General features: G+C 30.3%; 20 protein-coding genes. All 20 read right to left on the bottom strand.

Annotated features, from left to right (window positions below):
- Positions 1-40: 40 nt before the first annotated feature.
- Positions 41-796 (bottom strand): RloB family protein, encoded by a 756-nt coding sequence (locus ACREWB_RS04975; protein WP_431546384.1) that lies wholly within the window; start codon positions 794-796, stop codon positions 41-43.
- Positions 787-2,043, bottom strand: a complete 1,257-nt coding sequence (locus ACREWB_RS04980) for an AAA family ATPase (RefSeq protein ID WP_431546385.1) — start codon at positions 2,041-2,043, stop codon at positions 787-789. The genes ACREWB_RS04975 and ACREWB_RS04980 overlap by 10 nt, the downstream gene beginning before the upstream one ends.
- A 173-nt stretch (positions 2,044-2,216) precedes the next feature.
- Complete coding sequence (locus ACREWB_RS04985) at positions 2,217-3,428, bottom strand: hypothetical protein (RefSeq protein WP_431546386.1); 1,212 nt, start codon at positions 3,426-3,428, stop codon at positions 2,217-2,219.
- Positions 3,429-4,751 carry a glycosyltransferase gene (locus ACREWB_RS04990; protein ID WP_431546387.1) on the bottom strand — a complete coding sequence of 441 codons (1,323 nt, stop codon included), beginning with the start codon at positions 4,749-4,751 and terminating at the stop codon, positions 3,429-3,431.
- Between the two features lie 90 nt (positions 4,752-4,841).
- Positions 4,842-5,996: a beta 1-4 rhamnosyltransferase Cps2T gene (gene cps2T / locus ACREWB_RS04995; protein WP_431546388.1), complete on the bottom strand. Its 1,155-nt coding sequence runs from the start codon at positions 5,994-5,996 to the stop codon at positions 4,842-4,844.
- 13 nt (positions 5,997-6,009) lie between these two features.
- On the bottom strand, positions 6,010-6,642 hold the full coding sequence (locus tag ACREWB_RS05000; protein ID WP_431546389.1) for a CpsD/CapB family tyrosine-protein kinase: 633 nt from the start codon (positions 6,640-6,642) through the stop codon (positions 6,010-6,012).
- 16 nt (positions 6,643-6,658) lie between these two features.
- Positions 6,659-7,327 (bottom strand): YveK family protein, encoded by a 669-nt coding sequence (locus ACREWB_RS05005; RefSeq protein ID WP_431546390.1) that lies wholly within the window; start codon positions 7,325-7,327, stop codon positions 6,659-6,661.
- 1 nt (position 7,328) lies between these two features.
- Positions 7,329-8,363 carry a glycosyltransferase family 2 protein gene (locus tag ACREWB_RS05010; RefSeq protein ID WP_431546391.1) on the bottom strand — a complete coding sequence of 345 codons (1,035 nt, stop codon included), beginning with the start codon at positions 8,361-8,363 and terminating at the stop codon, positions 7,329-7,331.
- Between the two features lie 11 nt (positions 8,364-8,374).
- The gene (locus ACREWB_RS05015; RefSeq protein WP_431546392.1) at positions 8,375-9,433 is read right to left on the bottom strand and encodes a glycosyltransferase family 2 protein; all 1,059 of its coding nucleotides are present in this window, start codon (positions 9,431-9,433) and stop codon (positions 8,375-8,377) included.
- A 33-nt stretch (positions 9,434-9,466) separates the two neighbouring features.
- Positions 9,467-10,438: a glycosyltransferase gene (locus ACREWB_RS05020; RefSeq protein ID WP_431546393.1), complete on the bottom strand. Its 972-nt coding sequence runs from the start codon at positions 10,436-10,438 to the stop codon at positions 9,467-9,469.
- 26 nt (positions 10,439-10,464) lie between these two features.
- A complete protein-coding gene (locus ACREWB_RS05025) occupies positions 10,465-11,973 on the bottom strand; it encodes an oligosaccharide flippase family protein (protein WP_431546394.1) in 1,509 nt (502 codons plus the stop codon).
- Between the two features lie 32 nt (positions 11,974-12,005).
- Positions 12,006-14,090, bottom strand: coding sequence for a glycosyltransferase (locus tag ACREWB_RS05030; RefSeq protein ID WP_431546395.1), 2,085 nt, complete (start codon positions 14,088-14,090; stop codon positions 12,006-12,008).
- Positions 14,091-14,300: 210 nt separating this feature from the next.
- Positions 14,301-15,221: a glucose-1-phosphate thymidylyltransferase RfbA gene (gene rfbA / locus ACREWB_RS05035; protein WP_431546396.1), complete on the bottom strand. Its 921-nt coding sequence runs from the start codon at positions 15,219-15,221 to the stop codon at positions 14,301-14,303.
- A 26-nt stretch (positions 15,222-15,247) separates the two neighbouring features.
- Positions 15,248-15,916 (bottom strand): sugar transferase, encoded by a 669-nt coding sequence (locus ACREWB_RS05040; protein WP_431546397.1) that lies wholly within the window; start codon positions 15,914-15,916, stop codon positions 15,248-15,250.
- Between the two features lie 40 nt (positions 15,917-15,956).
- A complete protein-coding gene (galU, locus tag ACREWB_RS05045) occupies positions 15,957-16,868 on the bottom strand; it encodes a UTP--glucose-1-phosphate uridylyltransferase GalU (RefSeq protein ID WP_431546398.1) in 912 nt (303 codons plus the stop codon).
- Positions 16,869-17,312: 444 nt separating this feature from the next.
- Positions 17,313-18,149 (bottom strand): YihY/virulence factor BrkB family protein, encoded by an 837-nt coding sequence (locus ACREWB_RS05050; RefSeq protein WP_431546399.1) that lies wholly within the window; start codon positions 18,147-18,149, stop codon positions 17,313-17,315.
- Between the two features lie 199 nt (positions 18,150-18,348).
- Positions 18,349-18,756 carry a hypothetical protein gene (locus tag ACREWB_RS05055; RefSeq protein WP_431546400.1) on the bottom strand — a complete coding sequence of 136 codons (408 nt, stop codon included), beginning with the start codon at positions 18,754-18,756 and terminating at the stop codon, positions 18,349-18,351.
- Between the two features lie 135 nt (positions 18,757-18,891).
- Positions 18,892-20,076, bottom strand: coding sequence for an ABC transporter permease (locus ACREWB_RS05060; protein WP_431546401.1), 1,185 nt, complete (start codon positions 20,074-20,076; stop codon positions 18,892-18,894).
- Positions 20,069-20,797: an ABC transporter ATP-binding protein gene (locus ACREWB_RS05065; protein ID WP_431546402.1), complete on the bottom strand. Its 729-nt coding sequence runs from the start codon at positions 20,795-20,797 to the stop codon at positions 20,069-20,071. Before ACREWB_RS05065 ends, ACREWB_RS05060 begins: the two co-directional genes overlap by 8 nt.
- Positions 20,798-20,894: 97 nt before the next feature.
- Entirely contained in the window at positions 20,895-21,164 is a 270-nt protein-coding gene (locus ACREWB_RS05070; protein WP_431546403.1) for a DUF1294 domain-containing protein, read from the bottom strand.
- Between the last annotated feature and the right edge of the window lie 296 nt (positions 21,165-21,460).

Consider the following 21,460-nt stretch of genomic DNA (forward strand, 5'->3'; position numbering starts at 1 on the left):
AGGCTACTGGTAGTAATGGAACACAAAACGGCTATAATTATTATGAATGAATCTGATTAAGATCTTCGATATATTTTATAAGTTCCCATACATTTGTATATGGATTGGCTTCTATAATATCTTTTACATTAAATATAGATGAACTTTCTTTAAAATTCATCAATGTTCTTCCTAGGCTTTCGTGATAAGATTTAAGTCTAATTGAATTACTAATTGCCTGCGCTATTTTATCATGAAGAAGGCTATTGATGCATTTGTTTTTTTCGTAATCTTTAAGAGGTGTTTCTCTCACTAGTTTATTTTTTACTGTATCATAATTTCTCAAGTTAGCAGTTGTATAAATGTAATGAAGTAAATACCAAACCTCAAAGCAAGGATTTGATATACCTAAATTTATATTTTTTTTCCTTTCTTTCTCATAGTCTTTTGTTTTTGTGTAAGCTCTTTCTAATTCCGCTACCCTCTGATTCATAGAATTCGGGTTATTATAGTTTAAATCTACATCAATTAAACACCAAACGCTGTCACCATCATCTTCGTTTATATCATATTTATGCTCTATATAATCAATTGCTTTATCTACCAAATGAGAAGGATCGGTCTTTCTACTTTTATTTTTGCCAGCAGAATTTTTATCTGCAATCTTTATATCAACATTAACATATTTAAGATTAAATTCTTTAAAATAATTAACTTCGGTATCCTTTCCTTCAGATACTATTAAAATAGTAGGGTGAACCTTACGTTTTCGTCTTTTATCTCTAGATAAGTCCCCAATAGTTCTTTTTACTCCCATAGACAATCACCCTTCATATAAGGAATTGCACCATATTTCCCTTGTAGATATCCTTTCTCAATGGCGGCATCTTTTCTTACAGTAAAATCATCTAAGGAATATAAATCAGTACTCTTATCTTCTTTCTTTTCTGTAAACCATATTTGATCTCTTCTAAAAAGATCTTGATCTAATAGATTGGTATCATGGGTTGAAAAAATAAGTTGAGCATTCTTTTTATTAATCTCAGGATCTTGAAAAAGTCCAACTAAAAACCTTGTCAAGTGAGTATGCAATCTTATATCAAGCTCATCTACAATGAGAGTGCTTCCTCTTTCTAAAACATCAATCCAAGGTCCTAAAAGTCCAAAAAGCTTTTGTGTCCCCTCAGATTCCTCTGCTAAATCAAATTCAACCAACTCATCAGAATTATTCATTTTATGAGCAGTATTAACGCTTAAAAGTTTATTATCATTATTGCTTAAAAGTTTTGATTTTGCTTCTTCATTTAAATATTTTAGTAGGGGGTTATCTTTTTTATTTAGTTCAATTTCTATAAAAGTTATATCCTCTATATCGTTTACTGCTTTTTTAATTAATGATTTAACTCTTTTGTTAATAATTTCACTTTCTTTCATCATATCAGTAGTGAGTTTTTCTAATCTTTCATGATAAAAAATGAATTGCAAATTATTATCTATCCACTCAAAAGGAATTTGGGCATTTTTATATTCCCATAAACTTGCAGTGGAAAGATATAGTTTATTTGATGAATCAAATTTGTTTTTTATTTGAGTTTGTAAATCTACATCACTTGTAAATTTATATTCAGTAGTATTTTCTCTTTCAAAAATTATACTTTGTCTTCCCTTTGGATAGTAGTAAAGATATTCGTCAATAACTTTATCTTCAGTGGCTGAAAAGCCATAGGCATACTTTACACCTTGTGTTTTAAAAACAATTTCAAAACTACTAGGCTTATCAATCCACGCCCTATCAAGTTTAAATGGTTTTACAGGTATTTTTCTTCCTTTTTGCATTTCATGAGACATAGTTAAAAGTTTAGCTAAAAATCCTATACCACTTAATACGGTTGTTTTACCAGAAGCATTTGCACCATAAATTACAGCTGTATTTAAAATATTTACGCCCTTATCTGCATTTTTTATAAGATTGTTTTCATGAGATGCATCTTTTGATGCCACCATACTTAAAGTTACCCTATCTTTTATAGACATATAATTTTCTATACTAAATTCAATCAACATAATGAACCTCCAATAATTTATAGTCAGTTACTGCATAGTATATTCTACTTGTAATACTTCTTATATATACAGTATACCCATAAGTATGTGAAAAATCCACAAAAAATAACTTTTAATTATTAAAATAAGTAAATCTAACTTTAGAATATAGATGCAAGAAAAGGGATAACTTTTTAAATTATCCCTTTTCTTACGTCTATATTATTTTCCTCTTGAATCTTCTCAGGCGTCCATCTACTTAATATTAACCCATAAACAATCCAGTTTACTGGATTTGTGAAATACCCTCCATAGATTTGGTATAAAATCATAAATATCAGAAGACTTGTAAGCAGCATGTTTCTCTTGAAAATCACATTGACTATCAAAAAGAAAAGTAACAAAACCGAATATAGTATGGCAAACACTCCACCTTCTGCAATAAAGTATGGAAATGATGCTGCAACTACTGCTGTCATTCCAGTTGACATGAAGATTTTCCTTGTCCTATCTGTATTCAGATTGCCAAGTCCAACTCCAATCCCATCCGTATTAGCTACAGCGGCTCTTGTAAATTCCTCAGTAACATTTACCCTATAACTATTTGATGAATCACTTCCATCTATTGTATCAACTGTTCTCATATAAATTGATGATTTAGTAGCAATAAATAATATTATTGTTATAGTAAAAATTATTGTTACCCCATATCCAACTAAAATGTTCTTATAATTAATTTTAGCTAGTAGTACTACAGTCGATACTATAAAAATTGTTCCAAGGAGTATTACTGAAGCACCGTAAGCCTGAGATAATACAAGTAAAATTGTGCAGTTTATTAGATAGATTATGTATTTACGGTTTACCTTGCTATCTTTTTCACTAATAATTAAATACATTAGCGTAATAATTATAAGTGCTAAATGAAAGCCCAGTTCACTAGGCTCTACATAAAACAAGTTAAGCCTTAAAAGACTATACTTATTTATAGTATCATTGAGTCTCCATAAATAATCGTTCTTTGAAAATATTAGTGCTATTGGAGTACATATTATGTATATTCTACAAACATAATCTATGAATTTTTTAATTTTGAAATCATGTATTTTCCTTATTGATAGTATCATAAGGGAAATACATATAGTAATCTTAGAAATATTAACGAAAAGCTTTTGCATATTTAAATCTTGTATAATGAGTCCTTGAAGGATGCCATAAATTGCAATAGGCAGTGCGCATATTATTAACAGTGAAATATCTCTTTTTCTTTTAAATATAACAAAAATGATCCCAAACATACCTAAGGCATAAAATAAATCCAAATTGCCAGTTAGTGTTTTTGAGACAAAAGGTAAATTGGCAAATACCTGATGAAATACGTATAGTAGCGCCATTAATATTTCCATTTACCTATTACCCCTTCCTTTATACAATTTCATTATATCGGCAGTATGTTCTTTCATTGTATAAATACTTTTTAACTCCATTATATTTTGATTAATATATGATAGTTTTTCTCTATCTTCTATTATAGTTTGTAAATTATCATACAATTCCTCTTCACTTGCTTTGATTATGATGCCAGTAACGCCAGGATTAATCATATCCTTAAACCCTACAAGATTAGTTACAATTACGGGCACCCCATAAGAAAATGCCTCTAGGGCTATGTATCCAAATGTCTCATACCAAATACTTGGTACAATAAGTACATCTGTATTTTTAAATATATCCTCTAGCTCAGAGTAAACATAAGTACCCTTTATATTTACTTTTTCCTTGGATTTAGACCTATTTATATTTACATTTTTGCCGTAAATGTTTAATTTAAAATTATTGTTATTATTTTCAAGTAACTTTTCAAGTACGTCCAACAAAAAATATAGTCCTTTGTATTTTTCTATTGATCCGATATAGGTTATTTTTAACGGTTCATTACTATTACTACTCTTATGTATTCTATTATCCCGTATATTTGAATGAGTAATATTAAGAACTCGGCTATTTTCATTATCAATATATTTCTCATATGCTTGTTTTGAAACAGTGCTGTTGTAATGAATAAAATCAATATTATTCAAGATATCTATGTAGTAATCCCTTAGATTAACATATTGAGACGCATACTGATCGCTATTTTCATTATTACTTTTTTCTTTTACCTGCTCTGATTCAGTTAAATTCTTATTTTTCTTTATAATTAATTTCTGCTTATACGCTCTTAATTTCTTTATAATTCTACTGTTTTTTAAGTTTCTATAAGTCTTTGACTGCATTAAAGTAACTAGCCACCTACTGTATCCATTTGCGTTGCAAGCTATACAGTTTTTTCCGTTGTCATAATCAGTACATATTTCCCCTTGCAAATCAATAAGATTGACTTTAGGACATATACCAAAATAATCATGAGATGTGAATATGGTTTTTATGTTTAACTGTTTTGACGCTGTGATTAGCTCTTTATTTAGTCCCATTAATGTGTGAATATGTATGATTTCTACATCTAAACACTTTAAAAAATCAATATAAATATTCTCATCTACAGCCTTCAAGTATTTTCCCGGCCTTGGTATTCCACTTAAAAGCGGGATAGAAATAGGATTTAGTATTTCATAAACCTCCGTCCCCTTAAATGATTTATTCTTATTAATCCGTAATTTCTTATTAAACGTAAAATGGCCTGGATATAATAAGGACACTTCATCGCCATTTTCTACTTGTCTTTTCATAAGATCTACAGAATATTTAGTGAGTCCCCCCGTCCTAAAAGGAGGTAGTCCGAGAGAATAATGTAATATCTTAATTGTAATACACCTCCATTATTTATGAAAAAGTTCTTCATAATCATTAACAATCTTGTCCCAAGAATAAAAATCCGCAATAATATTTGTAGATGTCTCAGCTAATGATGCAATTTCTTCTTCTTTTAATTCTTCAGTTTTATTTATTAAGTTTGCTAAATTATCCTCTTTTTTATTAAAATATAGTGCTCCATGGTTTCCAACTTCCGTATTAAATTTAACATTTAATAATAGATTAATATCAGTACTTGACATAGCTTCTAGTAGTGAAGGATTTGTTCCTCCTACAGAATGTCCATGGATATATGCGAAGGCCCCTTGTCTTATCTTCTTTAGAAGTTCATTATCATATACAGTTCCTACAAATTTTATTCTCTTATCATTTGTAAACTGAGTTTCCAAAAGTAGAGCTTCATAAAATTTATTCTTCTTCACATTTGTAATTATAACTAGGTCCTTATCCACATCAGACTTCATAAATTCTCTTATCATAGTTTCATAATTGTTCTCAGGTACAAACCTTCCAACTATCAAGTAGTATTCTTTTCTTTTTACTCCGAACTTCTTCAGCCAGTCCACTATTACATCATCATTTCTATTTATGGTTGATTTTTCAAGTTCTGCTCCATAAGCTATATATGTAGTGGTTGGATTATAACTCTTATACTCAGTTTCTATGTATTCCTGCATACCGATGGAATCACACACTTGTAAATCTGAATGTTTAACCATAAGTTTCTCCGAAAGCTTCCAATAAGCTCTTATTGGTGCACTCCATTTACTTCTTTTCCATTCATGTCCATCTGGATTTATGTAAAGTTTTATTCCTAGATCTTTTAGCTTTTTATTATAAAAATTTAAGAAAGGTCCAATGCGACAAGCAAGAATAAGAATAACAGAATTTTTCAAATTATGTTCTTTGATATATTTTATAGACTTACCTAGCGCCTTAAGATCGTACAGTATTGCTATAGCACTTCCTACCTCTTTCACTTTAACGTTAAAGCATCTTGCATTATTATAGTTAATCTCTTCCTTTTTAACATTTAAGCAAGATACATGATACATGATATCCACACTTTTTTTATAAAGAGTTAACTTATCTACAAAAGTCTCAAACCCACCATAATTTGATGGTATTCCTTTAGATCCTATAATAAATACATTTTTCATTTGTACAACACCTCTAGTTTGTTTTATTCAAAAATACTCCTACAATATTGGAGTTAGCCTTTTCCAATATATTTTTAGCTTTGATGGCAATTTTTCTTTCTGTTTGTCCATCTTTAATTACAAGTACTGAGGCATCTGCATACTTTGCTATAGCCTGGGCATCAGCACCCTGGGTAAGTGGCGAAGTATCAAGAATGATATAATCAAATTCTTCTTTTGCCTTTTCGATAAATTCATTAAACTTTACTGAAACAAGAAGTTCCGCATAGTTTGCTTCTGTGCCCCCTGCAGTTACTATAGATAAATTTTCCTGTTTTGTAGCTTTTAATGATTCTTCAAATTTAATATCTCCTGATAAAAAGTTTACTAAGCCACTATCGTCATTGTTTAAATCAAACATATTATGTATATTTGAATTTCTTATATCACAATCAACAAGTAAAGTTTTTTTCCCACTCTTTGCAAATGCTAATGATAGATATGATGACGTAGTAGTCCTACCATCATTTTTCTCTGCAGAGGATATCATAATAACTTTATTTGGTTTATCAACGCTTAGAAATTGAATATTTGCTTTCAATTCATTAAACGCTGTAGCATTAATTGTATCTAATTTTAGATACTCTGCATTTTTTCTTTTATTCATCGTATATCTCTCCTATCTAAATATCTTTTCTTTTTCTATTTGGCAACTTTCCGATAACTTCAAGTTTTAAGTATTTCTCTACATCCTCTTTAGTCCTAACTTTTTCATCGAAAAATCCTATAAAAGTCACAATAAATGTTGAAAGAAATAGTCCAAGTAAAGCTGCAAGTACTACATTCTTTACTTTAAATGTACTATTTTGAATACCATTTTGGACTGAATTCTCCATAATTTTTATTGTCTCTGTAGGATAAATTCTCACAACTTCTCTTCCGAAAGCTGTACTAACTGCTTTAGCTATTTCATCAGATTTTTTTTGTGTTTCTCCACTAGCTGTAATTGTAAGTATTGGCGCATCATCTGCTACAGTAATTTCATAACTCTTTTGAATTTCTTCTAAAGGTATTGAATCCTTTAGCGATGCACTAATATTCTTTGAAATGGTGATTGAGCTTGCGATTTTCTCATAAGTATTAATTGTTTTTTTTGCACTACCTATATCTTCTTTTTTACCTATTATAAGGCTCGTTTTTGTTTCATAAGTTGCTTTCGAGGTTTTCATTGAATAATAGCTAATTGAAGTTGCTAAAAGGGTTAGTAAAATTGTTATCAGCAGTATTGTCCATTTTCCTCTTTTTATAACGTTAATAAACTCTTTATAGTCTACATTATTATCACTGTTCATCTTAATACCTCACATCTTTTATATTATTATATATTAATTTAATTCTTACTAAAATTAGTATTAATACAATTTTTTTTGATTTCATTAATTTAATAATCGTCTTATTAAATTTTCCGTTTACATTAGAGACTTTTAAATTCAATTTCACATTTTCATCAGATATTATGTTAAATGCAGTTTCACGTTTATTCTCAAAATTTAAATTTTTAGAAGAAACTACCCCAAAGAAATATTCAATTATACGATAAATAAAATGAGTTGATTGATATTCTATGGCTTCATTGTCGTATTTACCCCACTTCTCAAGCTTACTTATAATGGTATTATTTTCTTCTAAAACCATATTTAAATAATTTTCTGAATACTTTAACCATACTGGATTTGAATTCTCAATTCTGTAACTATAATGTGCACTGCCAAGTATTGTGCATTTATCTATAACTTCATAATAGTTAGTGTTGAAAATGCAATCCTCTCCACGTTTGTAATTCTCAAATTTTAAATTGTTCTTCTTTATAATTTCTGCACTGTAAATCTTGTTCCAAAGCGTATCTCCTATTTCTTCTTTCCTGAGTATTATATAGTTTTTTAAAATTTCATCACTTGTGTGAAAAGTATGACTTTGTGGTAACACTACTTTCCTTCTTATTGTTTTTCCATTTTTATCTACAGTAACATTTGTTTGTCCTGCTATAACTAAATCAACATTGTTTATCTCAATGCACTTATACATTTCAGAAAGCAAATTGTCCTCATACCAGTCATCACAATCAAAAAATATTATGTATTTACCTATGGATTCATCTATACCTCTATTTCTTGCAGCCCAGGTTCCTCCATTTGTTTTACTAATAACTTTTATCCTACTATCTATTTCTGCATATTCCTTGCACATTTTTTTACTATTATCAGTAGATCCATCATCTATTATTAGAAGTTCAAAGTCTTTAAATGTTTGATTTATTATCATCTCTATGCAGTTATTTATATACTTTGCTCCATTAAAAATTGGAACTATAATACTTATCTGCGGCATAAAACCTCTCCTTATTTATCATCTTTCAAGCTATTTATCCTGCGATATTTCACTATATTTCTGAGCTTGTATAATATAGAAAATATAAGCCCATAAGTTTTCGTCTTTATAAGTGTTGCATTTACTTTATCGTTAACTTTAAGCTTACTATTACCTAATATTTCGCATATTTTTAAATTATGTACTTCACTTGCAACTATTTTTCTAAACTCAGAATAATTACTTTTATCTCCAGTCTCACAAGACTGTATGAAATATTTATTATGTATTGCCCATAGCGTTTTTATCAAATACACTCTATAATAAGGTCTTAATATTTCATAGTGGACTTCATCCTTTTTAATATAATCTCTCATGATATAACACCCTTTTAACATATCCTCCATGGATTTTATAGAGTATATTTTTGTAAGTGAAGCTTCTCTTTGCCTGTAATAATATAGTGGCTCTTTCATTGAAAAGATTTTCTTTGAATGTGCAAGTAGCAAGAAAACTACAGGTGTATCTTCACATACTTTAAAATCAGGAAACAGGATTTTGTTGTCTATAAAAAGTTCCCTTTTAAATAGCTTATTCCATACATAACCCTTTATATCATTAATTAAAAACATTTCAAGAGATTTAGTTCTATTTATATATCCCTCTTCAGAGTTTCCTTCTATTACATACTTACCAGTATTTTGTTCATGGGATGCTTCGTTATACAATATGTAGTTGCACATAACTACATCGGATTTCTCTCTTTTAGCTGCGTTATACATTCTCTCAAACATACATTTTTCAATAAAGTCATCAGAATCAACAAATGCTATATATTCTCCTGTTGCAGCATTTAGTCCAGCATTTCTAGTTTCACTAATACCTCTATTTTTCTGGTTTATGATAATTAGTTCAGGGAATTTCATTTTATATTCTGTAAGAATTTTGGAGCAGTTATCTGTAGAACCATCATTAACTATAATAATTTCTTTGTTTTTAATAGTTTGATTTATAACACTATCTAAACACTCAGATAAGTATTCCTGTACATTATAAACAGGTATTATTATACTGACATCTACTTTATTCAATTAACCATTCCTCCTTATTTATCATCTTTTAATCTAGTCCCTTGAAGTTTTTAGGTGCAATAACTTCTTGAATTTATAATAGGTGATATCTGTAAGCAAAATTCGCAGGTATTTTGAACTAACATAACTTTTAAGGATTAAATGAATTCTATGTACTTCATTTTTTTTCTTGTAGTTTTTAGACTTAGTGAGTGTTTCTAGTGCTAAACTATATTTTCTTTCTTCATTAACAGGAATTTTAATATCCTTTAAATCCTCTACTGACTGTTTTTCAAATCCATACTTTAATCTGTCGTTATACATCTTAACAACCTGCTTAGAATATAAAAGTTGTTGAAGTGAATTACTTTTGGAAATTCCGCTTTTTCTAATTCTATATTTAACTAAGAACTCATTAGTACTCGCCAGCACAAAACCATTCGTTATAAGTCTTAATAAAAAGTCATAATCCTCTGCACAAGTAATTTCTCTATAGCCTTCATTCTTATCCGAACATTCCTTTTTAAAAAGCCAGGTTGGGTGATTAATGAAATCTACGTTCGTAAGGCAGCTCTCTATAAGCTTCATATCCTCAGGCATCATAGCATCTCTATATAAGAAAGCGCCCTCTTCATCAATATTAATGCATCTAGCGCCTACAAAATCTACATGAGGATGACAATTAAGATAATTCAACTGTTTTGCAATTCTGTCTGGAAGTGATATATCGTCTGCATCCATCCTTGCTATAAACTCCCCTTGTGCATGGGATAGGGAGGCATTAAGACTTTTTACTAAGCCAATATTTTTTTCATTCTTGAAATATATTATTCTATCATCGTTTTTGCAATAATCTTTAATTACGTCATGTAATATATTATTACCTGGGTTGTCCAAAATAATAATAAATTCTAGATTTGTGTAACTTTGATTTAAGATTGATTCTATTGACTGTCTTAACCAAACTATTTCTTCATTATATACACTCATAATTACAGACACCAATGGTTGTCTATTAGGGTTCATTAAAACACCTCGTTTTTTTGAATTTGTTACTTAATTCTCGCTTTTTTAAGCACAGTTTCGAAAATTTTCTTCTCATATTTATTAAAACCTAATACCCAAAATACAATAAAATAAATTATTGTAAATAGAGTACCAAACATCAATATAGAAACATAAGATGTCAGACTAAAAATACCCAGTGCAAAGTATCCTATAACAAATGTAATTAAACTTGGAATTACCAGCTTTGATATCTGTATCCAAAAGTATTTTATATCTAGTTTTATAAAATGCTTATAGTATATATTATTTGCAATAGCATTTATAATCATGCCGATTGCTGTGGCAATTGCACACCCAAGCCCTTGATATTTTTGCACTAGTATTATTGATAATCCTACATTGAATACTGCAATACCAAGGTATATGTATGCTTTAATCTTATGTTTGTTCATCGCTTCTAGCATTGTAGCAAAAAGAGATTGTATAATAGAAAAAATTTGCGGAAACATAAGCACGATAGCTATTATATAAGTGTAGGAATATGAATCGCCTACCCACCTTGTAATAAACTGTTTGCCTACTAAGACAAAACCTACAAAAATATAGCTACATATAAAATATTGAACTCTACCTACTTTTGTTAAAAGTTTCAGTAGTTCTGTTTTATTTTCCTCAACCGTAACCATTTTTGTGAGTTTTGGCAGAAACATACTAGATAATACATTAGATAGCGATAAAAAGTACGTATTAAATTGTGTTGCAACTGCATATATGGCAATAGGTGCTGAACCAACAAACACGGCTAGTATCATTTGATCTGTATTCCAATATATTTGATATGCTATTGCACTTAAAAACACGAAAAATGAATACTTGAATATCTCTTTGAATAGCTCTTTATCAAACCCTGCAAATTTTATTTTTAGCTTAAGTATTTTAAAGCAGTATATTACGTTCATTAGACCCAGCAGGATATTAAAAACAGTTGATCCCAGTACCATTCCAAAAGCTCTATATCCAAAGAATAATACGCATACCATAATAACCGGATTTAATATTGTTCTAATTAGGTTGATGGTTTTTATATACACAAATTTTTCATGAGCTGTGATGACTGAATTAAATATACTCAGTGGAAATGATAGTGCAATATTCAGTGTAGCCACCATAAACATTTGTTTTGTTTTAATAATTTCATCTAGTGTTAAACTTTTACTCATGATCTTACCCATATTAAAGTAAACTATTATACCTATTAAAACTGATATGGCACTTAAAATTAAATAAAGTGTTAAAAACATTCCATTTATTTTTTTTCTTCCATCCTCATTTTTTTCTACCATATATTTCGAATTATATCTAATAACAGCATTCCCGAAGCCCATATCCAAAAGATAAATATATGCTACTATTGAATTTACTAGTGAAAACAATCCATAATCCGCTTTTCCCAATTTGGTTAGCATAAATGGTGTATAAAATAATGAAATCAAATTACCTAATATTATAGTAATATAGGTAATAACTACAGCTTTTCTCATTCCATTCTTCAAATCTTGCGATCACCTCGATTTCATTACTTCTTTTATTTTCTAATTACTTCTATTATTTTCTCATAACTTTTCAGAGCAAATGAATTATCATATGCTTCTATTTCTATATTTTTAAGTTCTTCTATTAGTGCTGGTATCTCTTCTATGTCATCCACAAATTTAATGTAATTTAAGTTTTTAAGCCACTGGTAAGTGTCTTTAACTTTATGATTATAATTTGCTATCACAATACAAGGTGTAGACGTAATTGCACAAAATACCATTCCATGTAATCTATCAGTAATAACTACTCGTGCAGTTTTAAATTGATTCCATTTTTTATTTAGTTCACTTTCTCTTTGATTTGCACTCACCATATATTCTAAAACTTCATTTTCACTACTAATACACTGGGCTAATGTATCTGTAATAATTATATTTTTAAAATTATTTTGGGCCATATCTCTAATTTTATCTTTTTCTTCTACTTTTAAAACGCCTTCTCTATCACGCCTGAGGCTTAATAGAGCACCACTTCTCTCGGATTTCGGCTCCGTTTTATCTAAATACATTACTATATCTGGTGTTAAAATTACATTGTTATTTGGAAAAGCCTCTTTCATTACGTTATATGATGTTTCTTCTCTTGCCACCAACGTTAAATCTTGATGCTTACTGTAAATCATTTTAGTTTTCTCAAGTTCACTTTTCCCATTTTCAGTGTCACTAAAATAAATTGACTGTGGGAATAAAATAATCTTATTGTCACTAAAGTCAGTAATAATTTTACGCCTAACTTCTTCTTCCCAGAAATATTCATTTCCTAAGTTTCCACCACCGTGTAATGCAAAAACATCACCTTTTTTAAGGTTAGCTTTTAAGTTTTTTAAATGACTAGTTATGTCTGTGGTAGTTATTTCTATAATCCTATAATTCTTGAAATTATCCTCTAGTATCTTGTTTTCTGCATATACAATAGCTTGATCTCCCAAATTACCATGGTGCGGTGTTCCTATAAGGAAAATAGTGTTTTTATCTTTATCTACTTCATATAAATGTTTCGTCTCTTTACATCCCTTTTCAAGGTAACTATGATATTTTATTTTATTCGCAACTCTTTGGGGGATAATTGGTTTTAAAAGTTGTAAAGCTTTTATCTTAATTGACTTATAACTAGGATAAACAGAAGAATATAAATCAGGATGTTTAGCAATATACATAAGTGACATCTTTTGTTTAAATCCCATTTGATCATTATTTTTCAAACTTAAATAACTCTCTTTTAGCTTATTTAAAATATCCTTTATTTCAATTGTATAATCATCTTTCTTATAATCTAATAGCAAAATATCATTTAAACAAAATTGTAATCTATTAAATAATTGCCTATCACACATGTCTTCCAGCAATGGTTGTGTTCTTTTTATATATTCTAAACACTCCATATTAGCATGATAATAGTCATATCTTTTCCTTGGCGAATTTGTTCCACAAATACTATCTTCTCTAAGGAGATAATAATATTTAGGACTTTTTATATCCACAATTTTATTACACATTGCAAACAACTTATATGTAGTAAATATATCTTCAAAGCACTTTCCTTCTGGGTATCTAACATTATCAAATAGTTCACTTTTATAAAGCTTATCCCATGCAAAATTCTTCATGCCACTATACTCATCAAGAACTAATTCTGCTAATGCTTCACGTCTTGTGAAAACCTGTGGAATTTCAGTATCCGAAATACTTGTTATTCTGTTACCCTGAACTATATATCTACCACAAACTGAAATATCAGCACTATGTTCTATTAGAGCATCATAAAGCGACTCATACATATCACTTTCAATAAAGTCATCACTATCAATAAATCCTATATACTCACCGCTAGAAACACCAAGTCCAACATTTCTTGCAGAACTTAATCCTCCATTTTCTTTATGTATTACTTTTATCCTTTTATCCTTTAACGCATATTCCTCGCAAATAATTCCACAATTATCAGGAGATCCATCATCAACAAGGATAATTTCAATATTTTCATATGTCTGCTCTGTTATACTTTCAACGCATTTACGAATATACGTCTCTACTTTGTAAATTGGTACTATAATTGAAATTAAGGGGTTATTCATTAAACTTCTCTCCTATCTTATCTATCTTTTTAACTGGGACGGTTAATTTCTTGGGGACGGTTAACAACTAATTGCTTTTTAACCTTAGCGATAACCGGGGGACGGTTAACAACTAATTCGCTTAAACCCTTGGGCAAAACCTTGGGGACGGTTAACAACTAATCGCCTTTTACCCTAAGATAACCGGGGGACGGTTAACAACTAACCGACTTATAAATCCACTGTAGCAATTACTTCCTTTTGTGCTACACTATTTACTTTTTTATATTCCATAGCGATATCCATTAAATAAGTTCCATATCCAGTTTTTAAAAGTGGTTCTGCTAATTCTTCAAGTTTATTCTTAGTTATCCAACCACTTCTGTAGGAAATTTCTTCAAGACAGGCTATATATGTGCCTTGAGTATTCTGCACCGCTTCTACAAAGTTAGAAGCCTTTAGCATAGAAGCGTGAGTTCCTGTATCCAGCCAAGCAAGCCCTCTACCAAGTAGATTCACCTTAAGCTTTGCCTCTTCCATGTAAATTCTATTTAAATCGGTAATTTCAAGCTCTCCACGTTTTGACGGCTTTAAATTCTTAACTTTTTCTACAACAGTATTATCATAAAAGTATAATCCTGGTATAGCATATTCCGACTTTGGATCTTCAGGTTTTTCTTCTAGTGAAAGTACATTTCCTGCATTATCAAACTCCACAACTCCAAAGGACTTCGGATTTTTAACATGATATCCAAAAATTACAGCACCTTCTTCAAGACTCGCAGCACTGCTAAGACTTTTCGTAAAGCTTTGTCCCCAAAATAAATTATCTCCAAGTATCATAGCCACCTTATCATCACCAATGAACTTCTCTCCTATTATGAAGGCCTCAGCCAGTCCATTTGGTTCCTCTTGCACAGCGTATTCTATCTTAAGGCCTAATTCACTGCCATCCTCAAATAACTCCTTAAACCCTGGCAAATCTCTTGACGTTGAAATTATTAATATCTCTCTTATCCCAGCTAGCATCAAAACTGACATAGGATAATAGATCATAGGCTTGTCATATATGGGTACCATTTGTTTTGATTGTGCTTTTGTAACTGGATAAAGCCGCGTACCTGAACCTCCAGCTAATATAATACCTTTCATAACTATCTTCCTCCATATTGTTTTTATTACATTGCTCCCTTATCTCCAAACAGTACTCCTACCGTCTTAAATATAAGAATTATATCTAGAAGTGTACTTCTATCTACTATGTATTCAACATCCATTTTCATCCACTCTTTAAAAGTAACATCACTTCTTCCATTTACCTGCCAATAACAAGTTAAACCCGGTTTTGCAACCAATCTTTGTTTTTGAAATGGTGTAAACTGAACTACTTCTTTAGGTAAACTTGGTCTTGGTCCAACTAAAGACATCTCCCCTTTTAAAATATTAAACAGTTGTGGCAGTTCATCTATGCTTGTCTTACGTGCGAACTTACCAACCTTTGTTATTCTAGGATCTTCTTTCATTTTAAACATAGGTCCTGCCATTTCATTGTCATCTTCAAGCTTATCTAGAAGATCTTCTGCTTGCGTACACATTGACCTGAATTTGTACATTACAAATTTCTTTCCATCTCGCCCAACTCTATCTTGAGCGAAAAAAACAGGTCCCTTTGAATCTATCTTTATCCAAATAGCAACAATAATCATCACTGGACTTATTAATATTAGCCCGGCTAAAGCTCCTATAAAATCAATTATCCTTTTAAATATAAAATATCCTACACTTTTCTTATAATCACAATTCATCTTTACCTTTGTAACTGTTGAATTATATTCTGACTCTTCCATCTATATCGCTCCTCTTTAGTGAATTATATAGTTTTCATTACTATAAGTTACCTCTTATTACTTCTTCATATAGCTCAGTAAAGTTTTCATTATTTTTTAAAGTCTGGAGATACTGCATAAATGGAACTTTTAAATCATCTCTTTTTAAAGCAAACTCTACCGTTGCTTCTAAAAATCCTAATTTATCACCTACGTCATATCTTCTTCCTTCAAATACATATGCATACATGTTTTGCTTCGAAATTAATGTCTTTAGCGCATCAGTTAATTGGATTTCGTTACCCTTTCCAGGCTTCGTATCATCCAATATATCAAATATATCGGGAGTTATTATATACCTACCAAGTATAGCTATATTCGAAGGTGCTAACTCTACCCTTGGTTTTTCAACCAAGTTATTCACCTTATATACTCTCTCACTAATTTGAACTCCATCAACTATTCCATACTTATCTACATTTTCATTATCTACTTGTTGAACCCCTACAATAGTAGATTGTTTTTCATCGAAACAATCCATAAGTTGCTTTAAACATGGTAGCTTAGCATCAACTATATCATCGCCCAGCATTACAGCAAAAGGCTCATTACCTACAAAAGCCCTTGCACAATTAATAGCGTGACCAAGTCCTTTGGGTTCCTTTTGTCTTATAAAATGTATATTTACCATATTTGAAATATCTTTAACTTGTTTAAGTAGATTGTCCTTATTTTTATTCTCAAGTTCTAACTCAAGTTCTACTGATTTATCAAAGTGATCCTCAATAGACTTTTTATTTCTTCCTGTAATAATTAATATTTCCTCTATACCTGACTCCACTGCTTCCTCTATAATATATTGCATTGTAGGCTTATCAACTATAGGTAACATTTCTTTAGGTAGTGCCTTTGTTGCAGGTAAAAACCTTGTTCCCAGTCCTGCTGCTGGTATAATTGCTTTTCTAACTTTCATATAAATATCTCCTTTTCTTATGTAAATTGTTTTTTTTGCTTCTTCATTCTAATCTTTTTAATTTAATATGCTATTTTTCTACATTCTTTTCGTTTTAACGTTGTGCAATATCATTAGCCAAGATAATTTTTCATTTTATTGTTAATTTGATTAAATAAAAACTTGCTTTACTATGAACAAGTATACAGTAATTATAAAAAACGGTTGTTAATTTTTTATAACGCTTGTATCATTTGCTATGTAAACCTGGCTACTTTATCCCATTTTATATTTTTTTATTATATTTAACCTTATTTTGCCTCTACTACTAAATTACAATATAAGCATTGATATTAGTGTACTCACAAACAGTTTTATATAACACGCAAAAAAAATCAGAAAGATTTCTTCTGATTTTCTTTGGGTTTTTATAATTCATTTTTTATTAACATAATAATAATACTTTTAATACTTTTTACACTTTGGTCTCTGTTTCCCTTCCCTCTCAAAGGCTAATAACGCATTAATTTCACCACCTAAAAGGATTATGATAGAAGTAATATACAGCCACAACATAAGTACTATAACTCCTCCTATACCTCCATACACGCTAGAATAATTATTAAAATTATTCACATAATATGCAAAGCCTAGCGAAGAAATTAACCACCCCAGTGTACTAAACGTAGCTCCAGGCATTACTTCTTTCCAGGTAAGTCGCCTACAAGGAGTAAAATGATACAGCGCTGCAAAAATAAATACCATCCCACATAGCGTCACTAAGTACCTTATAATATCCCAATTTAATATAAAATTACTAGACACATTAAATTTGTCTACAAAAATCCCACCTAAAGTCTGACCAAATACAACTAAGGCTACTGCCGCTATAATAACCAGCGCAAGTCCTATCATAAAGGATATAGATATAAGTAACGTTCTCCAATAAGCCCTTGTTTCTTTCTCATCATAAGCTTTATTGAGTCCCTTTATAATAGCCCTAAAACCGCTAGACCCTGACCAAACTAAACCTATCAAACTTATTGAGAGTAAATTCACAGTCTTTGAATCAAACACATCTATAACAGTAGTATAAATTAAATCAAAAGAACTTTGTGGCATTATTTGACTTAGATATACTAGTACATCATCACTCTTTAAATCGCTATATCCAATCATACTGAGTAGCAAAAGTAGAAAAGGAAAAAAGGATAACAATAAATAATAAGTAACCTGAGCTGCAAGAGCCGTAATATCATCATCAATAGCTCTAGTAACAAGTTCTTTTAAATCTTTTAACATAGAATCACCTCGCAATGTCTATACATTATATTCAGATAATTAAAAATTTATCCACAATTCACAAAAAGTTATCCACTAAAAGGGGATAACTTTTTATATTTATACACCGAACAAGCCATATAGCAATAATATGCCCAATTTTTATGTAAAATTATTAATATTATCAGAATAGTTATACACAGGTTCAAAAGTTTAAGTCTTATTGAGCAAGTCTCTTTTTCATCATGAAGAGATCACGTTCATTGTTAAATTCTTTCATTCCAATATATTCAATCTTATCGCTTACATCTATAACATCATTTGAAATATTTTTTACTGCACCTTTAATCGCACTTATATCTTCACAAATAAGCGCTATAGCTATCTGTATTTGCTTTTCAGTTTGCACCATCGTATTCTGTTGAACTTCAGAAAGTATTCCTATTTTACTATTAATACTCTCTAACTCTAATGTGTTTTTATCAACCTTAACATTCAGGGTTTTCACATCTTCTTTTACGCTACTTAAATCCTGTCTTATACCTTTAAACTTAGTAGTTACGTCGGTTTTAAAAGTAGAGAACTCACTATACATCTTTTCCATTAGTGCAAACATCTTATCATCCATACTATTACCACCTCTTAATATGTATCTGTATAATCTTACCTTTATTGTACCCTAAAAAGGCTATAAATTTCAAGCTATAAATTATGGTAACAACTAGTAATATAATACTTATTAGCTGTTACCATATTAATTTTATTAAGATCTAAATATTACACTTTCCTTATTAAACATATGTCTTGCTAGCATAATAGCCAAAATTGTATAAATTATAGACCATATTATTGTTATTCCTATATGTCCATAATTATAAATTCCACTTGTAAGCTCCTTTACCACTGAGCTTACACTTAATAATGGTATATTAAAATAAAGGAAAGGTATATTTTTTGCATCCATAAACATTGTTCCATAAGCGGCAAATATGGGAACAATTGAAAATGGTGTCAAATAAGTTTGAGCTTCCTTGAATGAACGAGCATATATACTTACCGCTAGTTCAAGTGCCCCAAAAAACATTGTTGTTATTATTGCTATTACTCCAATCAAAGCAATTGATTTGTAACTTAGACCCACTAATGAACTTCCATTTCCGAACATTCCACCAGGAATCTTCATTGAAATTAAAAGACCAATCATTGAACATACCGAGACTATAAATCCCATTAATGTTATTGCAAAGAGCTTTCCTGTTAATATGTACTGTCTCCCAGCTTTTGTTGTTAAAAGTGGCTCAAGTGTACCTCTTTCCTTTTCACCCGCCCCTATGTCTGTAGCCGCTGCAATGGTTCCTGTTGCACTATAAAGGAGTACAAACATAGGAACCATCATACCTAATAATACTTGACTTAGTGCATTTTCTTCCTTTTGCAAGCTTTTTTCAACAATTATTATAGGTGTTAATATTTTTACATCAATATTTTTTTTCGTTAACCTATTTGTAACTATTTGTTTACTTAATGCATCTATTTTTTCCTTTACCTTGCCAAGTGCAATAGATGATTTTTGATTTGTGTTATCATAAAAAATTTTTAAATTTGACCCATTGCCACTGGAAATATTTTCTTCAAAATCCTTTGGTATTTCTATGTAAAGCAATGCTTTTCCATCCTTTACTGCAACTTCTCCATCAACATCTGTACTAAATTTAATAGTCTTATCTGCTTTTAAAACCTTAGAAAGACTACTATTTCCCTTATCAACCATTACAATATTTATATTTTTCTCAACAGAATCCTCAGCACTATTCATAGTTTTCCCCATAATAAAGCTAAGTACAGGCAGCAATAAAAGAGGAAGTAGCAAACTTACTATTATTGTCTTCTTATCTCTAAGCATGTCCTTAAGTTCTTTAAATAATATTACTCTAACTAATTTATTCATGACAACCCCCTATAAGTTCAACAAAAATATCTTCCATTTCTTCATTATTATATTTAGCCTTAAGCGCGCTTATTGTTCCATATTCCACGACTTTTCCCTTATGAATTATTACAACTCTATCACAAAGTTTTTCCACTTCTACCATACTGTGACTTGAAAAAACTATAACCTTACCTTCGGACTTACACTTAAATATAAAATCCTGAATAAGTCTTGTGGCAGAAACATCAAGACCAGTGCTTGGCTCATCAAATAACATAACTGAAGGCTTATGGACAATACTTCTTGCAATTGCTACCTTTTGCTTCATACCCCTGGAAAATTTACCTACCCTTTTATCTATAAATTCGCTCATTTCAAGTTCTACTATGAGTTCTTCAATACTTTTTTTTGCATCGTAATCCTTCATCCCATTTAACTGCGCAAAATACATTATATTTTCCCTTGCTGTAAGCCTATCATATAGACCGACCTCTCCACCAAATAAAATCCCAATTTCCCCCCTGACACTCTCTGGTTCCTTTACTAAATCATAACCTGAAATTTTTCCTTCCCCAAATGTTACATTAAGCATAGTTGCAAGCATTCTCATTATAGTTGTTTTTCCTGCACCATTTTCTCCGATTAATCCTAATATTTCTCCCTTATTAACTTCAAATGAAACTCCATCCACCGCTGTAAATTTTTTAAACTTTTTAGTAAGATTTTTTACCTGTAACAATTTAATTCCCCCTTGCGTAAAATATTATCAATATATAATAAAACTTATTTCGACTATACCAGGTGTTATAAAAACACAACCAAATAAATTATGGTACTTATAAACCACTATAAATATATTTGAAAAATATAAACAGTTGAACTACCAGTATTAAAGGTATTCCTATGACAAACTTATTATGCTTTGTTTTATGCCTAAACATCCGCATTCCTATAAAAATGCCCAAAGCACCAAAAGCAGAAGCTATAGCAAAAAGCGTATTCTCCGGAGTTCTCCATTTTCCTTTTCGTGACTTTTGCTTATCTGAATACATTATAAACACGCCAAATAAATTAATAGCCAAATAATAATATAAAAAATATTTCATAATTTTTCCCTCCATTTATATTCAATCAATCCTATATCTTCCCTCCTTGCCTTAGATCCGGAGGATCCCTAGAATCCTTACTCACTTAACCATATCTATAATCTTCTAATACTCCTATACCTCTCTTGCCCCGCTAGGAGCACGTATATTGTAATCCCCTATGACATATATAGCTTAATTGTATGAACTTTCTCCGTAGGGCTTGCAATAGGTCGCGATTCGAATCGAATTTCCAGTTTCCAACTCATATTACACCCCACGAAAGAGAATTTCATACTCCTTACGCCAATTTATTA

Source organism: Clostridium sp. (assembly GCF_050717635.1).
Lineage (GTDB): Bacteria > Bacillota > Clostridia > Clostridiales > Clostridiaceae > Clostridium_AD.

Coding starts and splice junctions, on each gene's coding strand:
- ACREWB_RS04980 (WP_431546385.1), bottom strand. CDS start 2,043: ATGTTGATTGAATTTAGTATAGAAAATTATATGTCTATAAAAGATAGG.
- ACREWB_RS05005 (WP_431546390.1), bottom strand. CDS start 7,327: ATGAACAGTGATAATAATGTAGACTATAAAGAGTTTATTAACGTTATA.
- ACREWB_RS05055 (WP_431546400.1), bottom strand. CDS start 18,756: ATGGATGATAAGATGTTTGCACTAATGGAAAAGATGTATAGTGAGTTC.
- ACREWB_RS05060 (WP_431546401.1), bottom strand. CDS start 20,076: ATGAATAAATTAGTTAGAGTAATATTATTTAAAGAACTTAAGGACATG.
- ACREWB_RS05020 (WP_431546393.1), bottom strand. CDS start 10,438: ATGAACCCTAATAGACAACCATTGGTGTCTGTAATTATGAGTGTATAT.
- ACREWB_RS04985 (WP_431546386.1), bottom strand. CDS start 3,428: ATGGAAATATTAATGGCGCTACTATACGTATTTCATCAGGTATTTGCC.
- ACREWB_RS04990 (WP_431546387.1), bottom strand. CDS start 4,751: ATGAAAAGACAAGTAGAAAATGGCGATGAAGTGTCCTTATTATATCCA.
- galU (WP_431546398.1), bottom strand. CDS start 16,868: ATGAAAGTTAGAAAAGCAATTATACCAGCAGCAGGACTGGGAACAAGG.
- ACREWB_RS05010 (WP_431546391.1), bottom strand. CDS start 8,363: ATGCCGCAGATAAGTATTATAGTTCCAATTTTTAATGGAGCAAAGTAT.
- ACREWB_RS05000 (WP_431546389.1), bottom strand. CDS start 6,642: ATGAATAAAAGAAAAAATGCAGAGTATCTAAAATTAGATACAATTAAT.
- cps2T (WP_431546388.1), bottom strand. CDS start 5,996: ATGAAAAATGTATTTATTATAGGATCTAAAGGAATACCATCAAATTAT.
- rfbA (WP_431546396.1), bottom strand. CDS start 15,221: ATGAAAGGTATTATATTAGCTGGAGGTTCAGGTACGCGGCTTTATCCA.
- ACREWB_RS05070 (WP_431546403.1), bottom strand. CDS start 21,164: ATGAAATATTTTTTATATTATTATTTGGCTATTAATTTATTTGGCGTG.
- ACREWB_RS05050 (WP_431546399.1), bottom strand. CDS start 18,149: ATGTTAAAAGATTTAAAAGAACTTGTTACTAGAGCTATTGATGATGAT.
- ACREWB_RS04975 (WP_431546384.1), bottom strand. CDS start 796: ATGGGAGTAAAAAGAACTATTGGGGACTTATCTAGAGATAAAAGACGA.
- ACREWB_RS05040 (WP_431546397.1), bottom strand. CDS start 15,916: ATGGAAGAGTCAGAATATAATTCAACAGTTACAAAGGTAAAGATGAAT.
- ACREWB_RS05030 (WP_431546395.1), bottom strand. CDS start 14,090: ATGAATAACCCCTTAATTTCAATTATAGTACCAATTTACAAAGTAGAG.